14 protein-coding genes and 2 tRNA genes are annotated in these 18,852 nt (G+C 63.6%); 6 read left to right on the top strand and 10 right to left on the bottom strand.

The genetic code is table 11. The features are described from left to right. The first annotated feature begins 115 nt into the window (after window positions 1–115). Both E8M83_RS25575 and E8M83_RS25570 read left to right on the top strand, forming a co-directional pair. Complete coding sequence (locus E8M83_RS25575; RefSeq protein WP_137176167.1) at window positions 116–1,747, top strand: tetratricopeptide repeat-containing response regulator; 1,632 nt, start codon at window positions 116–118, stop codon at window positions 1,745–1,747. A 76-nt stretch (window positions 1,748–1,823) separates the two neighbouring features. Then, on the top strand, window positions 1,824–2,117 hold the full coding sequence (locus tag E8M83_RS25570) for a hypothetical protein (RefSeq protein ID WP_229491927.1): 294 nt from the start codon (window positions 1,824–1,826) through the stop codon (window positions 2,115–2,117). 22 nt (window positions 2,118–2,139) lie between these two features. Here E8M83_RS25570 and E8M83_RS25565 read toward each other — a convergent pair whose 3' ends face one another. Beyond that, complete coding sequence (locus E8M83_RS25565; RefSeq protein ID WP_137176207.1) at window positions 2,140–5,745, bottom strand: hydantoinase B/oxoprolinase family protein; 3,606 nt, start codon at window positions 5,743–5,745, stop codon at window positions 2,140–2,142. 112 nt (window positions 5,746–5,857) lie between these two features. Here E8M83_RS25565 and E8M83_RS25560 point away from each other — a divergent pair, with 112 nt between their 5' ends. Next, window positions 5,858–7,357 (top strand): NAD(P)H-hydrate dehydratase, encoded by a 1,500-nt coding sequence (locus tag E8M83_RS25560; RefSeq protein WP_137176166.1) that lies wholly within the window; start codon window positions 5,858–5,860, stop codon window positions 7,355–7,357. A gap of 4 nt (window positions 7,358–7,361) precedes the next feature. Here E8M83_RS25560 and E8M83_RS25555 read toward each other — a convergent pair whose 3' ends face one another. Then, window positions 7,362–8,090 (bottom strand): ABC transporter ATP-binding protein, encoded by a 729-nt coding sequence (locus E8M83_RS25555; protein ID WP_229491926.1) that lies wholly within the window; start codon window positions 8,088–8,090, stop codon window positions 7,362–7,364. On the opposite strand from E8M83_RS25555, the gene E8M83_RS25550 reads away from it, so the two are divergent. After that, complete coding sequence (locus E8M83_RS25550) at window positions 8,089–8,718, top strand: arylesterase (RefSeq protein WP_137176165.1); 630 nt, start codon at window positions 8,089–8,091, stop codon at window positions 8,716–8,718. The two genes, E8M83_RS25555 and E8M83_RS25550, sit on opposite strands and share 2 nt — an antisense overlap. Window positions 8,719–8,736: 18 nt before the next feature. Next, window positions 8,737–9,792, top strand: a complete 1,056-nt coding sequence (gene mnmH / locus E8M83_RS25545) for a tRNA 2-selenouridine(34) synthase MnmH (RefSeq protein ID WP_137176164.1) — start codon at window positions 8,737–8,739, stop codon at window positions 9,790–9,792. A 66-nt stretch (window positions 9,793–9,858) separates the two neighbouring features. On the opposite strand, the gene E8M83_RS25540 is transcribed toward mnmH, so the two are convergent. The 5 genes from E8M83_RS25540 to lon form a co-directional block, all read right to left on the bottom strand. Beyond that, window positions 9,859–11,778: a SurA N-terminal domain-containing protein gene (locus E8M83_RS25540; RefSeq protein ID WP_137176163.1), complete on the bottom strand. Its 1,920-nt coding sequence runs from the start codon at window positions 11,776–11,778 to the stop codon at window positions 9,859–9,861. 117 nt (window positions 11,779–11,895) lie between these two features. Further along, window positions 11,896–11,972 (bottom strand) — tRNA-Asp (locus E8M83_RS25535). A 26-nt stretch (window positions 11,973–11,998) separates the two neighbouring features. Then, window positions 11,999–12,075: transfer RNA gene (locus E8M83_RS25530), tRNA-Asp, on the bottom strand. Window positions 12,076–12,155: 80 nt separating this feature from the next. Continuing rightward, the gene (locus tag E8M83_RS25525; RefSeq protein WP_137176162.1) at window positions 12,156–12,428 is read right to left on the bottom strand and encodes an HU family DNA-binding protein; all 273 of its coding nucleotides are present in this window, start codon (window positions 12,426–12,428) and stop codon (window positions 12,156–12,158) included. Between the two features lie 220 nt (window positions 12,429–12,648). Further along, the gene (gene lon / locus E8M83_RS25520; RefSeq protein ID WP_137176161.1) at window positions 12,649–15,063 is read right to left on the bottom strand and encodes an endopeptidase La; all 2,415 of its coding nucleotides are present in this window, start codon (window positions 15,061–15,063) and stop codon (window positions 12,649–12,651) included. Between lon and E8M83_RS26025 the strand changes: the two genes are divergently transcribed. After that, window positions 14,989–15,252, top strand: a complete 264-nt coding sequence (locus tag E8M83_RS26025; RefSeq protein WP_170976921.1) for a hypothetical protein — start codon at window positions 14,989–14,991, stop codon at window positions 15,250–15,252. The genes lon and E8M83_RS26025 overlap by 75 nt on opposite strands. An 81-nt stretch (window positions 15,253–15,333) precedes the next feature. Here E8M83_RS26025 and clpX read toward each other — a convergent pair whose 3' ends face one another. The 3 genes from clpX to tig form a co-directional block, all read right to left on the bottom strand. Next, window positions 15,334–16,602 (bottom strand): ATP-dependent Clp protease ATP-binding subunit ClpX, encoded by a 1,269-nt coding sequence (gene clpX, locus E8M83_RS25515; RefSeq protein WP_137176160.1) that lies wholly within the window; start codon window positions 16,600–16,602, stop codon window positions 15,334–15,336. A 195-nt stretch (window positions 16,603–16,797) separates the two neighbouring features. Beyond that, the gene (clpP, locus tag E8M83_RS25510) at window positions 16,798–17,421 is read right to left on the bottom strand and encodes an ATP-dependent Clp endopeptidase proteolytic subunit ClpP (protein ID WP_005671146.1); all 624 of its coding nucleotides are present in this window, start codon (window positions 17,419–17,421) and stop codon (window positions 16,798–16,800) included. Window positions 17,422–17,491: 70 nt separating this feature from the next. After that, window positions 17,492–18,832, bottom strand: coding sequence for a trigger factor (tig, locus tag E8M83_RS25505; protein ID WP_137176159.1), 1,341 nt, complete (start codon window positions 18,830–18,832; stop codon window positions 17,492–17,494). Between the last annotated feature and the right edge of the window lie 20 nt (window positions 18,833–18,852).

The raw sequence follows: 18,852 nt of genomic DNA, 5'->3' as shown, positions 1-18,852 counted from the left end.
TATGACACTGCAGTTTCCTTGATCGAATTGAAACTTGCCGGTATCTTTACGGTAGACAATATTTGAATGCGCACGCTACCGGCGGCGCACCACCTGGCACGAGACGAGAGCGACGATGCAAGAGAATGGAAACCTGGCGGTGCTGGTGGTCGATCCCAACCAGGGAATGCGCACCAGCCTGCAGAACATGCTGAACCTGGCCGGCATCGGCAAGGTCGAGTACGCAATCAACGCCAACACCGCGATCCGGCAGCTGCAGCGGCGCTCCTACGACGTCATCCTGTGCGAATACGACCTGGCCGGCGGCAGCGGCGAGGGCCAGGACGGCCAGCAGCTGCTGGAAGATTTACGCCACCATCGCCTGATCTCGGCCTCGACGATCTTCATCATGCTCACCTCCGAGGGCGTGTACGACAAGGTGGTCAGCGCGGCCGAACTGACGCCGACCGACTACGTTTTAAAACCGTTCACGGTCGACATGCTCAGCGGCCGCATCAAGCGTGCGCTGGAGCGCCGCAGCGCCCTGCTCCAGGCCTGGCAATTGGCTGCCCAGGGCAAGCTGCGCGAGGCGATCGCCGCCTGCCGCGACGGCGCCGCTGCCCAGCCGCGCTTCGCGGCCGATTTCGCGCGCATCCGCGCCGAGCTGCACACGACGCTGAACGAACATATCGAGGCAGCCGCGGTGTACCGCGAGGTGCTGGCCGAACGTGCGCTGGGCTGGGCCGCGCTGGGGCTCGCGCGCACCCTGTTCGCCCTCGACCAGGTCGACGATGCCCGCGCCATCCTCGACGAACTGCTGGTCGCCAATCCGCGCCTGATGGCAGGCTACGACCTGCTGGCGCGCTGTCTGGAGGCGAGCGGCGAGCCTGAAGCCGCGAAGAAGGTGCTCGAAGATGCGGTCGAGATCTCGCCGCACGTGGTGCGCCGCCTGCGCAAGCTCGGTGAAGTGTCGCTCGCGACCGGCGACCTTGAAGCCGCCGAGAAATCGTTTCGCCAGGTGGTCAGCAAGGCGCGCTACTCCGAGTTTCGCAATCCCGAAGACCACGTCAACCTGGTCAAGGCGCTGGTCGTGCGCGACGACGTGCTGGGCGCGACCGGCGTGATCCGCGACCTCGAACGTTCGCTGCGCGGCAATCCGGCGCTCGATACCTGCCGCGCGTACGCCAACTCGCTCCTGCACGACAAGACCGGCAATGCCGGCGCGGCGGTGGCCGAACTTCAGGCGGCGGTGACGTCGGTGCGCGCCGGCGGCGCGACCTCGCCCGGCCTGCGCATGGAACTGGCCAAGGCCTGTCTCGATCACCGGCTGGACGAGCAGGCGTCGGATGTCATGCTGACCGTGATGAACGACACCCACAGCGGCGTCTCGGTCGACCAGGCGATGCACGTGTTCGTGAACGCCGGCCGCACCGATATGGTGGAAGGCATGGGCCAGCAACTGCGGGCGCAGGCGCAGATCCTGCTGGGCGTGGCCGACGAAAAGCGCAATATGGGCGATGTGCGCGGGGCGGTGCAGACCCTGCTCGAGGCGCTGCATATCGCGCCGCACAACCTGCAGGTGATGGTGGCGACGGCCGGCGGCATCCTGCGCCAGGTGAACGAGCTGGGTTGGGATCACCCGCTGGGCGATACCGCGGCCAGGCTGCTCGACGGAATACAGGCGCAGGATGCGCAGCATCCGCGGCTGGCGGCGCTGCAGGACGAGTACCAGGCCACGCGGCGCAAGTACGGTATCGCCGCCACGTAGCAATTCCTTACAACCCCGCCATCGCACAGCGCCTATCGGGACTAGAATGAATCATCGTCCCGATAGGAGGTCCGCCATGACATTGCAGACCCTGGGCGCGGCGAAACGCCTGGCTCTTTCGCTCGCGCTGGCAGTCAGCGCCACCGGCTGTGCGGTGTACGCACCGCCCTACGCCACCTACCCCGCTACTTCCTACGATGGCTATGGCGGCTATTCGTATGCCGAGCCGGCCTATGCCTATCCACCGGCCACGATTGGACTGGGCTTCTCGTACTACGACCGCGGTCCGCGCCACCACGGCAGGCACGGCTTGGACCACCGCCATCGCGGTGGCCACCACTACCCTGGCCGCGGCCGCCCCCGCCGCTAGGACGTGACCGCCAGACGTTGGCTCAGGCGGACGGCTCGCCATAGCCACCGCCACCCGGCGTCTCGACGATGAACACGTCGCCCGCAGCCATGTCGGTCTTGCCAATATGACCCAACTCTTCGACACGACCATCTGCGCGCTCGACACGATTGCGTCCGCGCTCTGCGTCCTGTCCACCGGCCATCCCGAACGGCGCATGGATCCGGTTATTCGACAGGATTGCCGCCGTCATCGGCTCCAGGAAGCGCACCTTGCGCACACCACCGTTACCGCCGCGCCAGCGCCCGGCGCCACCCGATCCCGGCCGGATCTCGTAGCTCTCGAGCCGCACCGGGAAGCGGAATTCCAGGATCTCGGGATCGGTCAGCCGCGAGTTGGTCATATTCGTCTGCACCACGTCGGTGCCGTCAAAGCCCTCGCCCGCGCCCGAGCCGCCCGAGATGGTCTCGTAGTACTGGTAGCGTTCGTTCCCGAAGGTGAAGTTGTTCATCGTGCCCTGGGCCGCCGCCATCACGCCCAGTGCGCCGTACAGCGCATTGGTGATGCAGGTCGAGGTCTCGACATTGCCCGACACCACCGAGGCCGGATAGTGCGGATTGAGCATCGAACCCGGCGGGATGACGACCTCCAGCGGCTTCAGGCAACCGGCATTGAGCGGAATCTCATCGTCGACCAGCGTGCGGAACACGTACAGCACCGCCGCCATGCATACCGCCGACGGCGCATTGAAGTTGTTCGGCAGCTGGCCCGAGGTGCCCGTAAAATCGATCTGCGCGCTGCGCGCAACCTGGTCGACGCGGATCGCCACATCGATATGCGCGCCGTTATCGAGCTCGTAGTGGAAGCTGCCGTCCTTGAGCGCCGAAATCACGCGCCGCACCGCCTCTTCGGCATTGTCCTGCACGTGGCCCATATAGGCGCGCACGACATCCAGGCCGAAATGCGCGACCATTTTTCCCAGCTCCTCGACGCCCTTCTGGTTCGCCGCTACCTGGGCGCGCAGGTCGGCCATGTTCTGGTCGGGATTTCTCGCCGGGTAGCGCGCGCCCTGCAGCATGGCGCGCGCCGCCTCTTCGCGCAGGATGCCATCTGAGCCATCGATCAGCTTGAAGTTGTTGATCAACACGCCTTCCTGCTCGATGTGGTCCGAATCCGGCGGCATCGAGCCTGGCGTGGTACCGCCGATATCGGCGTGGTGGCCACGCGAGCCGACATAAAACAGGATGTCCTGGCCGGCCTCGTCGAACACCGGCGAGATCACGGTCACGTCGGGCAAGTGGGTGCCGCCGTTGTATGGGTCATTCAGCACATAGACGTCGCCCGAGCGCATGCGGCCGGCGTTCTCGCGCATCACGGTCTTGATGCTCTCGCCCATCGACCCCAGGTGCACCGGCATGTGCGGCGCATTGGCCACCAGGTTGCCGTCATGGTCGAAGATCGCGCAGCTAAAGTCGAGGCGTTCCTTGATGTTGACGGAATATGCGGTATTCTGCAGCCGCAGCCCCATCTGCTCGGCGATCGACATGAACAGGTTGTTGAAGATCTCGAGCATCACAGGGTCGGCCGTGGTGCCGATCGCGCGCCGCTCGGGCAGCGCTTCCACGCGCTGCAGCACCAGGTGGTTGTAGCTCGTGACCTGCGCCTGCCAGCCCGGCTCCACGATCGTGGTCGCATTGTCTTCGGCGATGATGGCCGGACCGCGTACTACATGCCCCGGCTGCAGCGTGCGGCGAGCGTAAATTCCGGTGTCGTGCCACTGCGCGCCACTGTACATGCGCACATTCTCCTGCGGCGCCGGCGTTGCGTCGTCTGACCTTGTACCGACTGGCTGCTCGGTCGGCGCATCCGACTGCCCGATCGCTTCCACCGACACCGCCTCGACCACCAACGCGCGCGACGGCATCAGGAAGGAATAGCGGCGCTTATAGGCCTGCTCGAACTGCGCCTGCATGCTTGCTGCGTCGTCGAACTGCACGACCAGCGCCGAATCGGTGCCCTCGTAACGCAAGTGCACCCGCTCGACCAGGGCGATCCGCGCCGCCTCGACGCCCTGCTTCAACAACTGCCCGCGCGCAGCTTGGGCCAGCGATGACAGGCGCGTTGCCAGCGATTCGAGGGCGGCATCGGACAGCTTTTCTTCCACCGCCTGCTCGCGCATCGCGGTCTGGTCGGCCAGGCCCATGCCGTAGGCCGACAGCACGCCGGCCAGCGAGTGGATGAATACCGTCTTCATGCCCAGCGCATCGGCCACCAGGCAGGCATGCTGGCCGCCGGCGCCGCCGAAGCTGGTCAGCGCGTATTCGGTGACGTCGTGGCCGCGCTGCACCGAGATCTGCTTGATCGCGTTGGCCATATTGCCGACCGCGATCTGGATGAAGCCTTCGGCCACGGCCTCCGGCGCCGGCCGTTCGCCGGTTGCAGCGCCGATCCGGTCGGCCATCTCGTTGAAGCGCGCACGCACCGCCCCGGCGTCGAGCGCCTCGTCGCCTTGCGTCCCGAACAGGCGCGGGAAGTAGTTCGGCTGCACTTTGCCGAGCATGACGTTGCAGTCGGTGACCGCCAGCGGCCCGCCGCGGCGGTAGCTGGCCGGGCCGGGATTGGCGCCGGCGCTGTCGGGCCCGACGCGATAGCGGCTACCGTCGAAATGCAGGATCGAGCCGCCGCCGGCCGCCACGGTATGGATGCTCATCATCGGCGCGCGCATGCGCACGCCCGCGACCTGGGTCTCGAACACGCGCTCAAACTCGCCCGAGAAGTGCGAGACGTCGGTGGACGTGCCGCCCATGTCGAAACCGATCACCTTCTCGAAGCCGGCCAGCCGGCTGGCGCGCACCATGCCGACGATGCCGCCGGCCGGGCCGGACAGGATGCTGTCCTTGCCCTGGAAGGCGCGCGCATCGGTCAGGCCGCCGTTCGATTGCATGAACTGCAGGTTCACGCCGGGCAGCTCGCCCGCCACCTGGTCGACATAGCGGCGCAGGATCGGCGACAGGTAGGCGTCGACCACGGTGGTGTCGCCGCGCGCGACCAGCTTCATCATCGGGCTCACCTCGTGCGAGACCGACACTTGCGCAAAGCCGATCTCGCGCGCGATGCGGGCCACCGCGGCTTCGTGCGCCGTGTGGCGGTAACCGTGCATGAACACGATCGCCAGCGACCGCAGGCCGGCGTCGAACGCCTGCTGCAGGCCGGCGCGCGCGGACGCTTCGTCCAGCGGCAGCACGACGTCGCCATGCGCGCCCATGCGCTCGTCGATCTCGATCACCTGTGCATACAGCAGCTCGGGCAGCACGATGTGGCGGTCGAACAGGCGCGGCCGGTTCTGATAGGCAATGCGCAGGGCGTCGCTGAAACCGCGCGTGATCGCAAGCGCCGTCGGCTCGCCCTTGCGCTCGAGCAGCGCATTGGTCGCGACGGTGGTGCCCATTTTCACGGCCTCGATGCCGGCCGCCGGCAGCGGCTCGCCCGCCGCCACGCCGAGCAGGTGGCGGATGCCGGCCACCGCCGCGTCGCGGTACTGCTCGGGATTCTCCGACAGCAGCTTGTGCGTGACGAGTTGCCCATCCGGGCGCCGCGCCACGATGTCGGTGAAGGTGCCGCCTCGGTCGATCCAGAACTGCCAATCCATCATTCCTTGCTCCTGCTGTATCGGGTCAAGCGCCTATTGTAGATCGGACGGCGCGACAACGTTGGCGGAAATGCACGACAATGGTCCCAATCTCCCAACGACATCAACGAGCATGGAACGACATCTCTATACCGTCGCGCAGCTGCGCGCGATCGAACAAGCGGCCTATGCCGACCTGGCGCCGGGCACATTGATGCAGCGCGCCGGCAAGGCCGCCGCCGACTACGCCCTCGAACTGCTGGGCGACCGGCGCGACCGGCCGGTGTTGGTACTGGCCGGCCCCGGCAACAATGGCGGCGATGCACTCGAAGCCGCGGCCAACCTGGCAGACAGCGGCGTCGACGCCACCGTCCTGCACCTGCCCGGCCGGCGCGATGCATCGACCGAGACGGCAGCCGCCTATGAGCGCGCCAGGTCCGGCTCGGTCGGCTGGATCGACATGCTGCCACCGGACGCCGAATGGGGCCTGGTGATCGATGGCCTGTTCGGCATCGGCCTCGAACGGCCCATCGACGGCGACTATCGCGAAGTGGTAACAGGCCTGGACGCGATACGCTGCCCGATCCTGGCGCTCGACGTGCCGTCCGGCCTGGATGCCGACACCGGCACCGTGATCGGCCCGGACGGCATCGCGGTGCGCGCGACCCACACCATCACGTACCTGGCAGACAAGGCCGGCCTGCACACCGCCGATGGACGCGACCATGCCGGCCTGGTGCGGGTCGACACGCTCGGCGCCGGCATCGGCACGCTGCCGCGCGCCTCGGCACAATTGAGCGGCCTGCCACTGTTCGCCGGCCGCTTCACGGCGCGCCGCCACAACACGCACAAGGGCAGCTTCGGCGACGTCGCCATCGTCGGCGGCGCCCACGGCATGGCCGGGGCGCCGGTGCTGGCCGCGCGCGGCGCGCTGTACGCGGGCGCGGGCCGGGTCTACGTCGCTGCCTTGAACACGCCGCCCGGCTACGACAGCAGCCAGCCCGAGATCATGTTCCGCGCGGCCGACGACTTCGATTTCTTTGGGCGTACCCTGGTGATCGGCCCCGGCATGGGCGACTCGGCCAATGCGATCCGCCTGCTGGCCAAGGCGCTCGATGGCGACAGCCCGCTGGTGATCGACGCCGACGCCCTGAACCTGATCGGCGCCAGCCCCGACCTGCAATCGCGCCTCGCGCAGCGCGCGGCGCCGGCAGTATTGACGCCGCACCCGCTCGAGGGCGCGCGCCTGCTTGGCATGACGGCGGCGGTCGTGCAATCGGACCGCCTCGAGGCCGCGCGTGAAATGGCGCTGCGCACCAATGCGACGGTGATCCTGAAGGGTTCCGGCACGGTGATCGCGCGCCCCGACGGTGAAGTGCTGGTCAACCCGACCGGCAATGCGGGTCTGGCCACGCCGGGCAGCGGCGACGTGCTGGCAGGGATCTGCGGCGCCTTGCTGGCGCAGGGATGGCCGGCCTGGGAGGCGGCAGCCGCGGCCACCTGGATCCATGGCGCTGCGGCCGACGCCCTGGTCGACGAAGGCGTCGGCCCGATCGGACTGACTGCCGGCGAATTGCCGGCGGCCGTGCGCAAGGTGTTGAACCGGCTGGTAAAGGATGCCGCCGGTCGTTGACGGTTTATTTGGCCAGGCGGCCGGCCGCGATCGTGATGGTGCGGCCGCAGCGCGCTGCGATGCCCGGATCGTGGGTCACCAGCACCAGGGTCGAGCCGCGTTCGCGATTCAGTTCGAACATCAGCTGGATCACGGATTCGCCGGTGGCGGCGTCCAGGCTGCCGGTTGGTTCGTCGGCGAATAGCAGCGGCGGTTGGGTGACGAAAGCGCGCGCCAGTGCGACGCGCTGCTGCTCGCCGCCAGAGAGGAACTTGGGGTAGTGCTTCAGGCGGCTCGACAGCCCGACCCGGCCCAGCATCTCGGTCGCCTTCTCGCGCGCGCCGGCATCGCCGCGCAGTTCGAGCGGCAGCATCACGTTCTCGAGCGCGGTCAGATGCGCGAGCAGCTGGAACGACTGGAACACGAAGCCAAGCTTGGCCTTGCGGAAAGCCGCACGGCCGTCTTCATCGAGGGCGAAGATGTCGGTGCCATCGAGCAGCACGGTGCCGGACGATGGCGTATCGAGGCCGGCCAGCAGGCCAAGCAAGGTCGACTTGCCGGAGCCGGATGCACCCACCAGCGCGAGCGTCTCGGCCGCTTGCACGGTAAAATCGATGTTTTGCAGGATGGTGAGCTCGCCGCTGGCGTCGGCCACCTTCTTCGACAAGCCGCTTACCTGGATCGCGGGCGGACGGCCTGCATGAACGCCAGCGTCGCTGACGCTGTTTTTGAATGCCTCGGGATGATCACGCATGCTAGCTTTTCTTAAAAATTTGACTGTCGTCGCATTTCTTACCTTGGCCGCGACGGCGAGCGCCTATTCTGCACCAAAAAACGTGCTCGTGGTGGGCGACAGCCTGTCGGCCGAGTACGGCATCGCGCGCGGCGCGGGCTGGGTGGCCCTGCTGGAACAGAAACTCAAGACTGAAAAAATCGCTGCCAAGGTGGTCAATGCCAGCATCAGCGGCGAGACCACCAGCGGCGGCCGCGCGCGCCTGCCGGCCCTGATCAAGCAGCACCGTCCCGATATCGTGGTGATCGAACTGGGGGCCAACGACGGCCTGCGCGGCCTGCCGGTGCCGTCCGCCGAAGCCAATCTGCGCGCCATGATCGCCATGGCGCAAGAGAACAAGGCGCGCGTGCTGCTGGTCGGCATGCGCATGCCGCCGAACTACGGGCGTGCATACACCGAACGCTTCTTCACCATGTTCGAGACCGTGGCCAAGTCCACCAGGTCGCCGCTGGTGCCGTTCATGCTCGACGGCGTGGCCGACAAGCCCGCCCTGTTCCAGCAGGATCGCCTGCACCCCACGGCCCAGGCGCATCCGATCATCCTCGACAACATCTGGCCGCAGTTCGCGGCCCTCGTCAAAAGCAAGTAAGAAAGCAAGCAAGCCACCATGAAGTATCCAGAAGTCCTGGGGTTCGACGCCCTGCTGCCGCAACTCGATGCATTCGATGTCATCATCGATGTGCGCAGCCAGGCCGAGTACGCCCTCGACCACATCCCCGGCGCGATCAACTGCCCGGTCCTCGATGACGAGGAACGCATCCGCGTCGGCACGCTGTACAAGCAGACCGGCGCCTTCGAGGCCAAGAAGGTCGGCGCGCCGATCATCGCGCACAATATCGCGCGCCATATCGACACCCTGTGGGCCGACAAGCCGCGCGAATGGCGTCCGCTGGTGTATTGCTGGCGCGGCGGCAACCGCAGCGGCGCGATGGCGCACATCCTGGCGCGCATCGGCTGGCCGGTGGTGCAGCTCGAAGGCGGCTACAAGACCTACCGCGCCCACGTCAGCGCGGCGCTCGAGAGTCCGCCGCCGCTCGATTTCCGCGTCATCTGCGGCACCACCGGCAGCGGCAAGAGCCGGCTGCTGGAAACGCTGGATGGCATCGGCGCGCAAGTGCTGGACCTCGAAAAGCTCGCGGCCCATCGCGGCTCGGTGCTGGGCCACCTGCCGAACGAGCCGCAACCAAGCCAGAAGATGTTCGAGAGCCTGGTGTGGGACAAGCTGCACCGCTTCGATCCGGGTCGGCCCGTGTTCGTCGAATCCGAGAGCAAGAAGGTCGGCAACCTGCGCGTGCCGGGCCTCGTCATGGAACGCATGCGCGCCGCGCCCTGCATCGCCGTCAACTTGTCGCGCCCGAACCGCGTGCGGCTCCTGATGGAAGACTACCAGCACTTCTGCGCCGATCCGTCGGCGCTCAATGGCCAGCTGGATCACCTGGTGCAGCTGCATGGCCGCGCGCAGATCGAATCGTGGCACGCGATGGCCAATGGCGGCGCGATGGCGGAACTGGTCGACCAGCTGCTGGTGCAGCACTACGACCCGGCTTACCTGCGCTCGATCGATCGCAACTTCGTGCGCTATCCGCAGGCGGATGTGCTGGAGCTCCATGACATCGCGCCCGAGGACTTCCTGGCCGCTGCACGCACATTGAATACGCCGTAACGGCGCCTTGCATACAAAAAGCCCGGCTACTCACGCAGCCGGGCTTTTTTTCATCCAACGACCTGATTACTCGCCGTCGGTGTTCGCGCCGAGTCCAGTCGGCTGGACGTTGATCTTCACCTTCGCCTTGGCCTTGAGCGCCTCGACGTAATCGACCATCTGCTGCTGGCCGACGAGCCGGCCGATCTGGTCGGATTCCTGCTTGCGGCGCGCTGCGTCAGGCTGGGCCGGCTGCGAGACCCTGGCGATGCGGTAAACGCCATAGCCCTGGCCCGGCACCTCGACACCGACATAGGCCGGCAACTTGGTCACATCGGCCTTGAGCACCGCGATCGCGGCGGTCTGGTTGATGGCCGGCTCTTTGGTGCGAGACACGCTGACAGCCGGACCGAAACCGGTGGCGTCGCCCGATGCCTTGGCGGCATTCAGCTTCGCTTCGCCGGCGGCGCGCGCCAGACGGCCTGCTTCTTCCAAGGTCACGCGCTGGCGGATCTGCGCATCGACTTCAGCCAGCGGACGCTTGGAGGCCGGACGGAACTCGACCACGCGGCCCGACACCAGCACGCTCGGCGCCACTTCGACCGCTTCGGTATTGCGCTTGTTCTTGACCGCATCGGTGCTGAACAGCGCGGCCAGGAACTTGGCATTGTTGATCGGCGATTCGCCCAGCGCCGGGTTCGGCGTGCGAGTCAGGTTGTCGGCGGTCTGGATCTGCAGCTTGAGCTTGTCGGCAACCGGCTTCAGGCTCTCGGACTGGTCATACGCGGTCTCGCTGAACACGCCAGCCAGTTCGGTATACTTGGCCGCCATCTTCTGCTTCTTGAGGTCGGCGGCGATATCGCCCTTCGCATCGTCCAGCGAGCGCTGCGACGACGGCTTGATGCCGGTGACCTTGATGACGTGCCAGCCGAATTCCGACTGCACCAGGCCGCTCGTCTCGCCTTCTTTCAGCGCGTAGATCGAATCCTCGACCGATTTGACGAACAGGCCCTTTTCGACCACGCCCAGGTCGCCGCCCGACTGGGCCGAGCCCGGGTCTTGCGAGTTGGCCCTGGCGATCGCGGCGAAGTTGTCCGGGTTGGCGCGCACCTCGGCCAGTACCGATTCAGCCTTCTTCTTGGCCGCTGCCTGGGTTGCGGCGTCGGCGTCGCGCGACATCGTGATCAGGATGTGGCTCGCGCTGCGCTGCTCGGGCGTGGTGTAGTTCTTGAGGTTCTTGTTGTAGTAGTCGGTGACTTCGGCATCGGTCACCTGCACTAGGCTCTCGACGGTCGACGCATCGAACACGACGTACTCGGCCTTCACCTGCTCGGGGATCTGGAACAGCTGGGCGTTCTTGTCGTAATAAGCCTTGACCATCTCGTCGGTGACTTTCACCTGCGGCAAATAGGTCGCGATCGGGAACACGATCTCTTGCACTTCGCGTTCCTGGTCGTTGATGTCCGACAGGCGGCCCGCCACGGTGCGCGGGGCGAAGGCGGTCGCCTGGATCGCGCCGGAGAGCTGCTGCACGGCGAGATCGCGGCGCAGGCGCTGGTCGAACATCTCGGGCGTCATGCCCTGTGCCGCCAGCGCGGCCTTGTAGCCTTCCATGTCGAAGCCACCGTCCGGCAGGCGGAACTGCTGGATGTCCATGATGGTCTTCTGCAGGGTCGCGTCGCTCACGGTCATGTGGGCGCGGCTGATCTCGGCGTTGATGGCGCGTTCAGCCACCAGGTTGTTCAGGACCGCCTGCTTGGCTTCCGAGGTTTCGAACAGCTTCTGGTCGAACTGCGCGCCCATCATCTGGCGCGCCTGGTCGATCTGGCGGCGCTGCGCGTCTTCCCATTCCTGCTGGGTGATCTTCTGGCCGTCGACGGTAGCGACACCGGCGCCGCCGTCATTGCCCTGGTAACTCTCCATCCCCACGAACACGAACGAGGGAACGATCAAGAGCAGCAGGATCCCGTACATCCAGCGCTTGTGGGTCCGAATAAATTCAAACATGGTCAGCCATTCAAGGTTGAGAATGCATTAACAGCACAAGTTAAAAAAAAAGGCGAACTTGCGTTCGCCCCTTCTGGCGGAGCTACCCGAAAAGGGCACTCCATACTACTCGAATTCTGGCGGAGCGGACGGGGCTCGAACCCGCGACCCCCGGCGTGACAGGCCGGTATTCTAACCAACTGAACTACCGCTCCAGACTTTCGTCATCGCGTTTATTTGGTGGCGGAGCGGACGGGGCTCGAACCCGCGACCCCCGGCGTGACAGGCCGGTATTCTAACCAACTGAACTACCGCTCCAACAAATAAACCGTACAACAAGCATCAGGATTCAACTACCTTTCCTGCTGCTTTCTCTGTTTGTCGTCTCAGAGAAGGCATTAGTTTACTGCATCTTTCAGCGCTTTACCAGCCTTAAATTTCGGAACCTTCGCAGCCTTGATTTTGATTGGCTCCTTGGTGCGTGGATCGCGGCCGGTACGTGCTGCACGCTCGCCCACGGTGAAGGTGCCGAAGCCCACCAGCGTCACGCTGTCGTTCTTCTTGAGGCTCTCGGTCACCGCGTCGATCATGGCATCGAGTGCACGCGTCGCCGAGGCCTTCGTAATGTCCGCGGACTTCGCGATTTCTTCGATCAGTTCTGTCTTGTTCACTCGTTTCCTCGTTTTCCGTTCGTGACGCACAGCGCGCCATTGCTGCAAAAGTGCAAGCGTATATTAAACAAGGGCAACATAGGGATGTCAAGCGAGCATGGTCGAGGAACACCTCGGTCGATATTCAACAACGCCCGTCAATACAGGCAACACGGACAAAAAAACAGGCGCCGCTCGGGCGCCTGCTTCATGGACTACGGGTGCGACTCAATGCGAACGTCTAGTGCTTGACCACTTCGCTCTGCCCCTCGCTCGGGGTTGGCGCCACGGCCACCGCAGGCACATCGGACAGCGCCTCAGGCTGGCGTTCCAGCGCGACTTCAAGCACCTTCTCGATCCAGCGCACCGGCACGATCTCGAGCTTGTTCTTGACGTTGTCCGGGATCTCGGCCAGGTCCTTCACGTTCTGCTCGGGGATCAGGACCGTCTTGATGCCGCCGCGATGCGCCGCCAACAGCTTCTCTTTCAGGCCGCCGATCGGCAGCACTTCGCCACGCAGCGTGATCTCGCCCGTCATCGCCACGTCGGCGCGCACCGGGATGCCGGTGAAGGCCGAGACCAGCGCCGTCGTCATGCCGATGCCGGCGGACGGACCGTCCTTCGGCGTCGCGCCTTCTGGCACGTGGATGTGGATGTCGGTCTTCTCGAACACTTCGCTCTTGATGCCGAAGCGCTGCGCACGGCTACGCACCACGGTGCGGGCAGCCTCGATCGATTCCTTCATCACATCGCCCAGGGTACCGGTGCGGATGATGCCGCCCTTGCCAGGCACATTCACGGCCTCGATCGTCAGCAGGTCGCCGCCGACTTCGGTCCAGGCGAGGCCGACCACCTGGCCGATCTGGTTGTCCTTCTCGGCCACGCCGAAATCGTAGCGCCGCACGCCCAGGAATTTATCCAGGTTCTTGGCATTGACGATGACGCGCTTCTCGGTCGCACTCGCGCCCTTTTTGAGCAGCAGCATCTTGACCACCTTGCGGCAGATCTTCGACACTTCGCGCTCAAGCGAACGCACGCCGGCTTCGCGGGTGTAGTAGCGGATGATGTCGCGCACCGCCGACTCTTCGACCTTGATCTCTTCTTCGCGCAGGCCGTTGTTCTTCAGCTGCTTCGGCAGCAGGTAGCGCTGCGCGATGCTGGTCTTTTCGTCTTCGGTATAACCCGACAGGCGGATGACTTCCATCCGGTCCAGCAGCGCCGGCGGGATGTTGAAGGAGTTCGAGGTCGCCACGAACATCACGTCCGACAGGTCGAAGTCGACCTCCAGGTAGTGGTCCGAGAAGGTGTGGTTCTGCTCGGGATCGAGCACCTCGAGCAGGGCCGACGACGGATCGCCCCGGAAGTCGGCGCCCATCTTGTCGATTTCGTCGAGCAGGAACAGCGGATTGCGCACGCCGACCTTGGCCAGCGACTGCAGCACCTTGCCCGGCATCGAGCCGATATAGGTACGGCGGTGGCCGCGGATCTCGGCTTCGTCACGCACGCCACCGAGCGCCATGCGCACGAACTTGCGGTTCGTGGCGCGTGCGATCGACTGGCCGAGCGAGGTCTTACCCACGCCAGGAGGACCGACGAAGCACAGGATCGGGGCTTTCAGCTTGTCGACGCGCTGCTGCACCGCGAGGTATTCCAGGATGCGTTCCTTGATCTTGTCGAGGCCGTAGTGATCCTGCTCGAGCACGGCTTCGGCGTTCTGCAGGTCGATGGTGACCTTCGACTTCTTCTTCCATGGCAGCGACACCAGGGTGTCGATGTAGTTGCGCACCACGGTCGCCTCGGCCGACATCGGCGACATCAGCTTGAGCTTGCGGATCTCGGCCTGGGCTTTATCCATGGCCTCTTTCGGCATCTTGGCCGCAATGACTTTCTTTTCGAGCTCTTCGATGTCGGCGCCCTCTTCGCCTTCGCCGAGTTCCTTCTGGATCGCCTTGACTTGCTCGTTGAGGTAGTACTCGCGCTGCGATTTCTCCATCTGGCGCTTCACGCGGCCGCGGATGCGCTTCTCGACCTGCAGGATGTCGAGTTCGCCTTCCAGCTGGCCGAGCAGGTGCTCGAGGCGCTTGGCGACGTTGAAGATCTCGAGGATCACCTGCTTTTGCTCGAGCTTGAGCGGCAGGTGGGCGGCGACGGTATCTGCCAGGCGGCCGGCGTCGTCGATGCCGGCCAGCGAAGCCAGGATCTCGGGTGGAATCTTCTTATTGAGTTTGACGTACTGGTCGAACTGCTGGACGATCGCACGGCGCATCGCTTCGACTTCGGAATCGTCGCCGATTTCCGAATTGAGCGGCGTCAGGTCGGCCACGAAGTGGGTAGCGCCATCGGTAATCGTATCGATGCGCGCACGCTGCGAACCTTCGACCAGCACCTTCACGGTACCGTCCGGCAGTTTCAGCATTTGCAGAATATTGGCCACGCAGCCGATCTCATAGATGTCTGCGGCAGAAGGTTCGTCCTTGGCGGCGGCCTTCTGGGCAGCCAGCATGATGCTCTTGCCCTGCTCCATCGCCGCTTCGAGCGCCTTGATGGATTTTGGACGGCCAACGAACAGAGGTATAACCATATGCGGGAACACAACCACATCGCGCAGCGGCAAAAGCGGCAGCGTTGTTTGCTCGGTCAATTTCGGAGTTGTCATGGCATACCTTATAAAAAGCGTGTAGCTGAAGTTGGGCGCTGGACAGTCGAAACTCAAGACCGCTCGCTAAAATATTTTCTGCAAGTAAAAGAACTTCAACTTGTCGAAGAATATAGCCCTTCCAATAAAAGCCGCATTCAAAACGAAAAAAGCCACCGCGCGGCGCACCGCGAGTGGCTTTTCGAATGAAGCCTGCGTCTTTTATTGAGATTGATTGTACCGAGTTAAGTCCGCACGGCAAGCCTTTTTGTGGCGTACGTGCGGCGTTTTTCAGTTCTCTCCGGACGCCTTCGCGGTTTCGCTATAAATCAGCAAAGGTTTCGCGCCATTCGTGATCGTATTTTCATCGATCACGACTTTCACGACGTTTTGCTGGCTTGGCAATTCATACATCACGTCCAGCAGCGCGTGTTCGAGAATCGAACGCAGGCCGCGGGCGCCGGTCTTGCGCGCCAGCGCCTTCTTGGCGATCGCATGCAGGGCCGCAGGACGAATTTCCAGTTCGGCGCCTTCCATCTCGAGCAGCTTCGAATACTGCTTGATCAGCGCGTTCTTCGGCTCGATCAGGATCTGGATCAGCGCTTCCTCGGTCAGCTCGGAGAGGGCAGCCACGACCGGCAGGCGACCGACCAGCTCGGGGATCAGGCCGAACTTGATCAGGTCTTCTGGCTCGGCTTCGAGCAGGATCTCGGCATTATAGCCGTCGTCCAGGCTCTTGACCGTGGCGCCGAAACCGATGCCGCTCTTGACCGAACGGCTCTGGATCACCTTGGCCAGGCCGTCGAAGGCGCCGCCGCAGATGAACATGATGTTGGTCGTGTCGATCTGCACGAAGTCCTGGTTCGGATGCTTGCGGCCACCTTGTGGCGGCACCGAGGCCATCGTGCCTTCGATCAGTTTCAGCAGCGCCTGCTGCACGCCCTCGCCCGATACATCGCGGGTGATCGACGGATTGTCGGACTTGCGCGAAATCTTGTCGATCTCGTCGATGTAAACGATGCCGCGCTGGGCTTTTTCGACCTCATAGTTGCAACTTTGCAGCAGCTTCTGGATGATGTTCTCGACGTCTTCGCCGACATAACCGGCTTCGGTCAGCGTGGTCGCATCGGCGATCACGAACGGCACGTTGAGCATGCGCGCCAGGGTCTGGGCCAGCAGGGTCTTGCCCGAACCGGTTGGGCCGACCAGCAAGATATTGCTCTTGGCCAGTTCGACTTCGTCTTTCTTGCCCAGGTGCTTGAGGCGTTTGTAATGGTTGTACACCGCCACCGACAGGATGCGCTTGGCCGTTTGCTGGCCAATCACGTACTGGTCGAGCAGTTCGGTGATTTCGTGGGGCGTCGGCAGGTCGGACTTGGCGCCCGCCACCGTTTCGACGTTCGACGTTTCATCGCGGATGATGTCGTTGCACAGGTCGATGCATTCATCGCAGATGAACACCGACGGTCCCGCGATCAGCTTCTTGACTTCGTGCTGGCTCTTTCCGCAGAACGAGCAGTACAGAAGTTTTTCGCCGCTGGAGGATTTTTTGTCTGACATGGGGGCAGGACTCTATTGAATTGCTGTGAATATAACGCTTATACGGGCATGTAACAAGTCCGTGCAACAAGTATGAATATGACACGCCGCCTTGGCAACGCAACTCGTGCACGTACGACCATGCTACCCGAAATAAAAAACAAACGCCCGAACGTGATCGCGTCCGGGCGTTTTTTTCCAACACCTATTGCGGGGTCAGGCTTGGCCGCGGCTGGTCAGGACCTTGTCGATCATGCCATATTCGACGGATTCTTCAGCGGACATGAAGCGATCGCGGTCGGTGTCCTTGTGGATCTGCTCGATGCTCTGGCCGGTGTTATCGGCCATGATGCGCGCCAGGCGCTCGCGCAGGTACAGGATTTCCTTGGCCTGGATTTCGATATCCGAAGCCATACCCTGCGATCCACCCGATGGCTGGTGAATCATCACGCGCGAGTTCGGCAGCGAGAAACGCTTGCCCTTGGCGCCTGCTGCCAGCAGGAAGGCGCCCATCGAGGCGGCCAGGCCGGTGCACAGGGTCGATACGTCGGGCTTGATGAAGTTCATCGTGTCGAAGATCGCCAGGCCCGCCGAGACCGAACCGCCCGGGGAGTTAATGTAGAGCGAAATATCCTTGTCAGGATTTTCACTTTCCAGGAACAGCATCTGGGCGACGATCAGGTTCGCCATCTGGTCGTTGACAGGACCGACCAGGAAAATCACGCGCTCTTTCAAGAGGCGCGAATAGATGTCATAGGCGCGCTCGCCGCGGCCACTCTGTTCGATCACCATCGGCACCATGCCGAGTGCTTGTGTATCCAATGCCGGATTACGAATCATACCTGTCTCGTTCCTTATAAAAAGGCCATGGAAAAAAATGCCGGCCCTGGAGGCCGGCAAGTTCGATTCCTCAGGCCTGCGGGACGCTGCCCATCAGTTCATCGAAAGCGATGGTCTTGGTCGACACTTTCGCCTTGCCGAGTACATAGTTGACGACGTTTTCTTCCAATACAAGAGCTTCGACTTCACCCAGGCGGCGACGGTCGCTGAAGTAGTACTTGAGCACTTCTTTCGGGTCTTCGTAGCTTTGCGAGAAGTCTTCGATCTGCGCTTTCACCTGGTCTTGGGTCGCTTGCAGGTTGTTGTCGGCGACCAGTTGCGACAGGATCAGGCCCAGGCGAACGCGGCGCTCTGCCTTGTCCTTGAACATCTCGGCCGGGAATGGCAGCTTGGACACGTCCATGCCGCGCTGGGCCATGTCCTGGCGGGTCATGTCGGCCAGGCGCTCGGAATCCTGCTCGATCATGACTTGCGGCACGTCCAGTTCGGTCGACTTGACCAGGGCGTCCATCACGGCTTCCTTGTTACGTGCTTTGACACGGGCGCGCACTTCGCGTTCCAGGTTGACCTTGATGTCTTCGCGCATTTTTTCGATCGAGCCGTCTTCGATGCCCAGCGATTGGGCGAATTCAGCATCGACTTCTGGCATGTGCGCCCATTCCAGACCCTTCAGGGTGATGGTGAACTCGGCGGTTTTACCGGCCACGTCCTTGCCATGGTAGTCCTCTGGGAAGGCCAGCGGGAAGGTCTTGCTTTCGCCGACTTTCAGGCCCACGGTCGCTGCTTCGAATTCTGGCAGCATGCGGCCTTCGCCCAGCACGAAGGCGTAGTCTTCAGCCTTGCCGCCGGCGAATTCGACGCCGTCCAGGGTGCCGACGAAGTCGACGGTCACGCGGTCGCCATTGGCAGCCACGGCGTCGCCGCCGGTGCCGTGTTCGCCCGCTTCACCCTTGGTGTGGTAGTGCACGCGCTGCTTGCGCAGGATGTCGATGGTCTTGTCGATCTCGACGTCGCTGACGTCGGTGCCGACGGTCTCGACTTCGACGGCGGCCAGGTCGCCGATCACGACTTCAGGGTAGACTTCGAAGGTGGCGTCGAACGACAGCGTGCCTTCTTCAGCGTCTTGCTTCGGTTCGATTTTCGGGAAACCGGCAACGCGCAGTTCGTTCTCGACGGCGGCTTCGTTGAAAGCGCGGCCGACCTTGTCGTTCAGCACATCGGTTTCGATCTGGTAGCCGTACTGGGCAGCGACCATCTTGAGGGGCACTTTGCCTGGACGGAAACCCGGCGCGCGGGCCGTCTTGGCCTGCTGTTTCAGGCGCTTTTCGACTTCGGTACGGACGTCAGCGACCGGAAAAGAGATCGTCAAGCGACGCTCGAGTTTACCCAGGGTTTCGACTGCAGTTGCCATTGTAAAAATCGTCCAAAAAA

The sequence above is a fragment of the Massilia sp. HP4 genome, assembly GCF_005222695.1.
Classification (GTDB): Bacteria; Pseudomonadota; Gammaproteobacteria; order Burkholderiales; family Burkholderiaceae_D; genus Telluria.
The sequence above is the reverse complement of the archived record's forward strand: the minus strand, read 5'-3'. Positions and strand labels throughout refer to the sequence as shown.

Coding starts and splice junctions, on each gene's coding strand:
- E8M83_RS25575 (WP_137176167.1), top strand. CDS start 116: ATGCAAGAGAATGGAAACCTGGCGGTGCTGGTGGTCGATCCCAACCAG.
- E8M83_RS25570 (WP_229491927.1), top strand. CDS start 1,824: ATGACATTGCAGACCCTGGGCGCGGCGAAACGCCTGGCTCTTTCGCTC.
- E8M83_RS25565 (WP_137176207.1), bottom strand. CDS start 5,745: ATGGATTGGCAGTTCTGGATCGACCGAGGCGGCACCTTCACCGACATC.
- E8M83_RS25560 (WP_137176166.1), top strand. CDS start 5,858: ATGGAACGACATCTCTATACCGTCGCGCAGCTGCGCGCGATCGAACAA.
- E8M83_RS25550 (WP_137176165.1), top strand. CDS start 8,089: ATGCTAGCTTTTCTTAAAAATTTGACTGTCGTCGCATTTCTTACCTTG.
- E8M83_RS25555 (WP_229491926.1), bottom strand. CDS start 8,090: ATGCGTGATCATCCCGAGGCATTCAAAAACAGCGTCAGCGACGCTGGC.
- mnmH (WP_137176164.1), top strand. CDS start 8,737: ATGAAGTATCCAGAAGTCCTGGGGTTCGACGCCCTGCTGCCGCAACTC.
- E8M83_RS25540 (WP_137176163.1), bottom strand. CDS start 11,778: ATGTTTGAATTTATTCGGACCCACAAGCGCTGGATGTACGGGATCCTG.
- E8M83_RS26025 (WP_170976921.1), top strand. CDS start 14,989: ATGCGGGAACACAACCACATCGCGCAGCGGCAAAAGCGGCAGCGTTGT.
- lon (WP_137176161.1), bottom strand. CDS start 15,063: ATGACAACTCCGAAATTGACCGAGCAAACAACGCTGCCGCTTTTGCCG.
- clpX (WP_137176160.1), bottom strand. CDS start 16,602: ATGTCAGACAAAAAATCCTCCAGCGGCGAAAAACTTCTGTACTGCTCG.
- clpP (WP_005671146.1), bottom strand. CDS start 17,421: ATGATTCGTAATCCGGCATTGGATACACAAGCACTCGGCATGGTGCCG.
- tig (WP_137176159.1), bottom strand. CDS start 18,832: ATGGCAACTGCAGTCGAAACCCTGGGTAAACTCGAGCGTCGCTTGACG.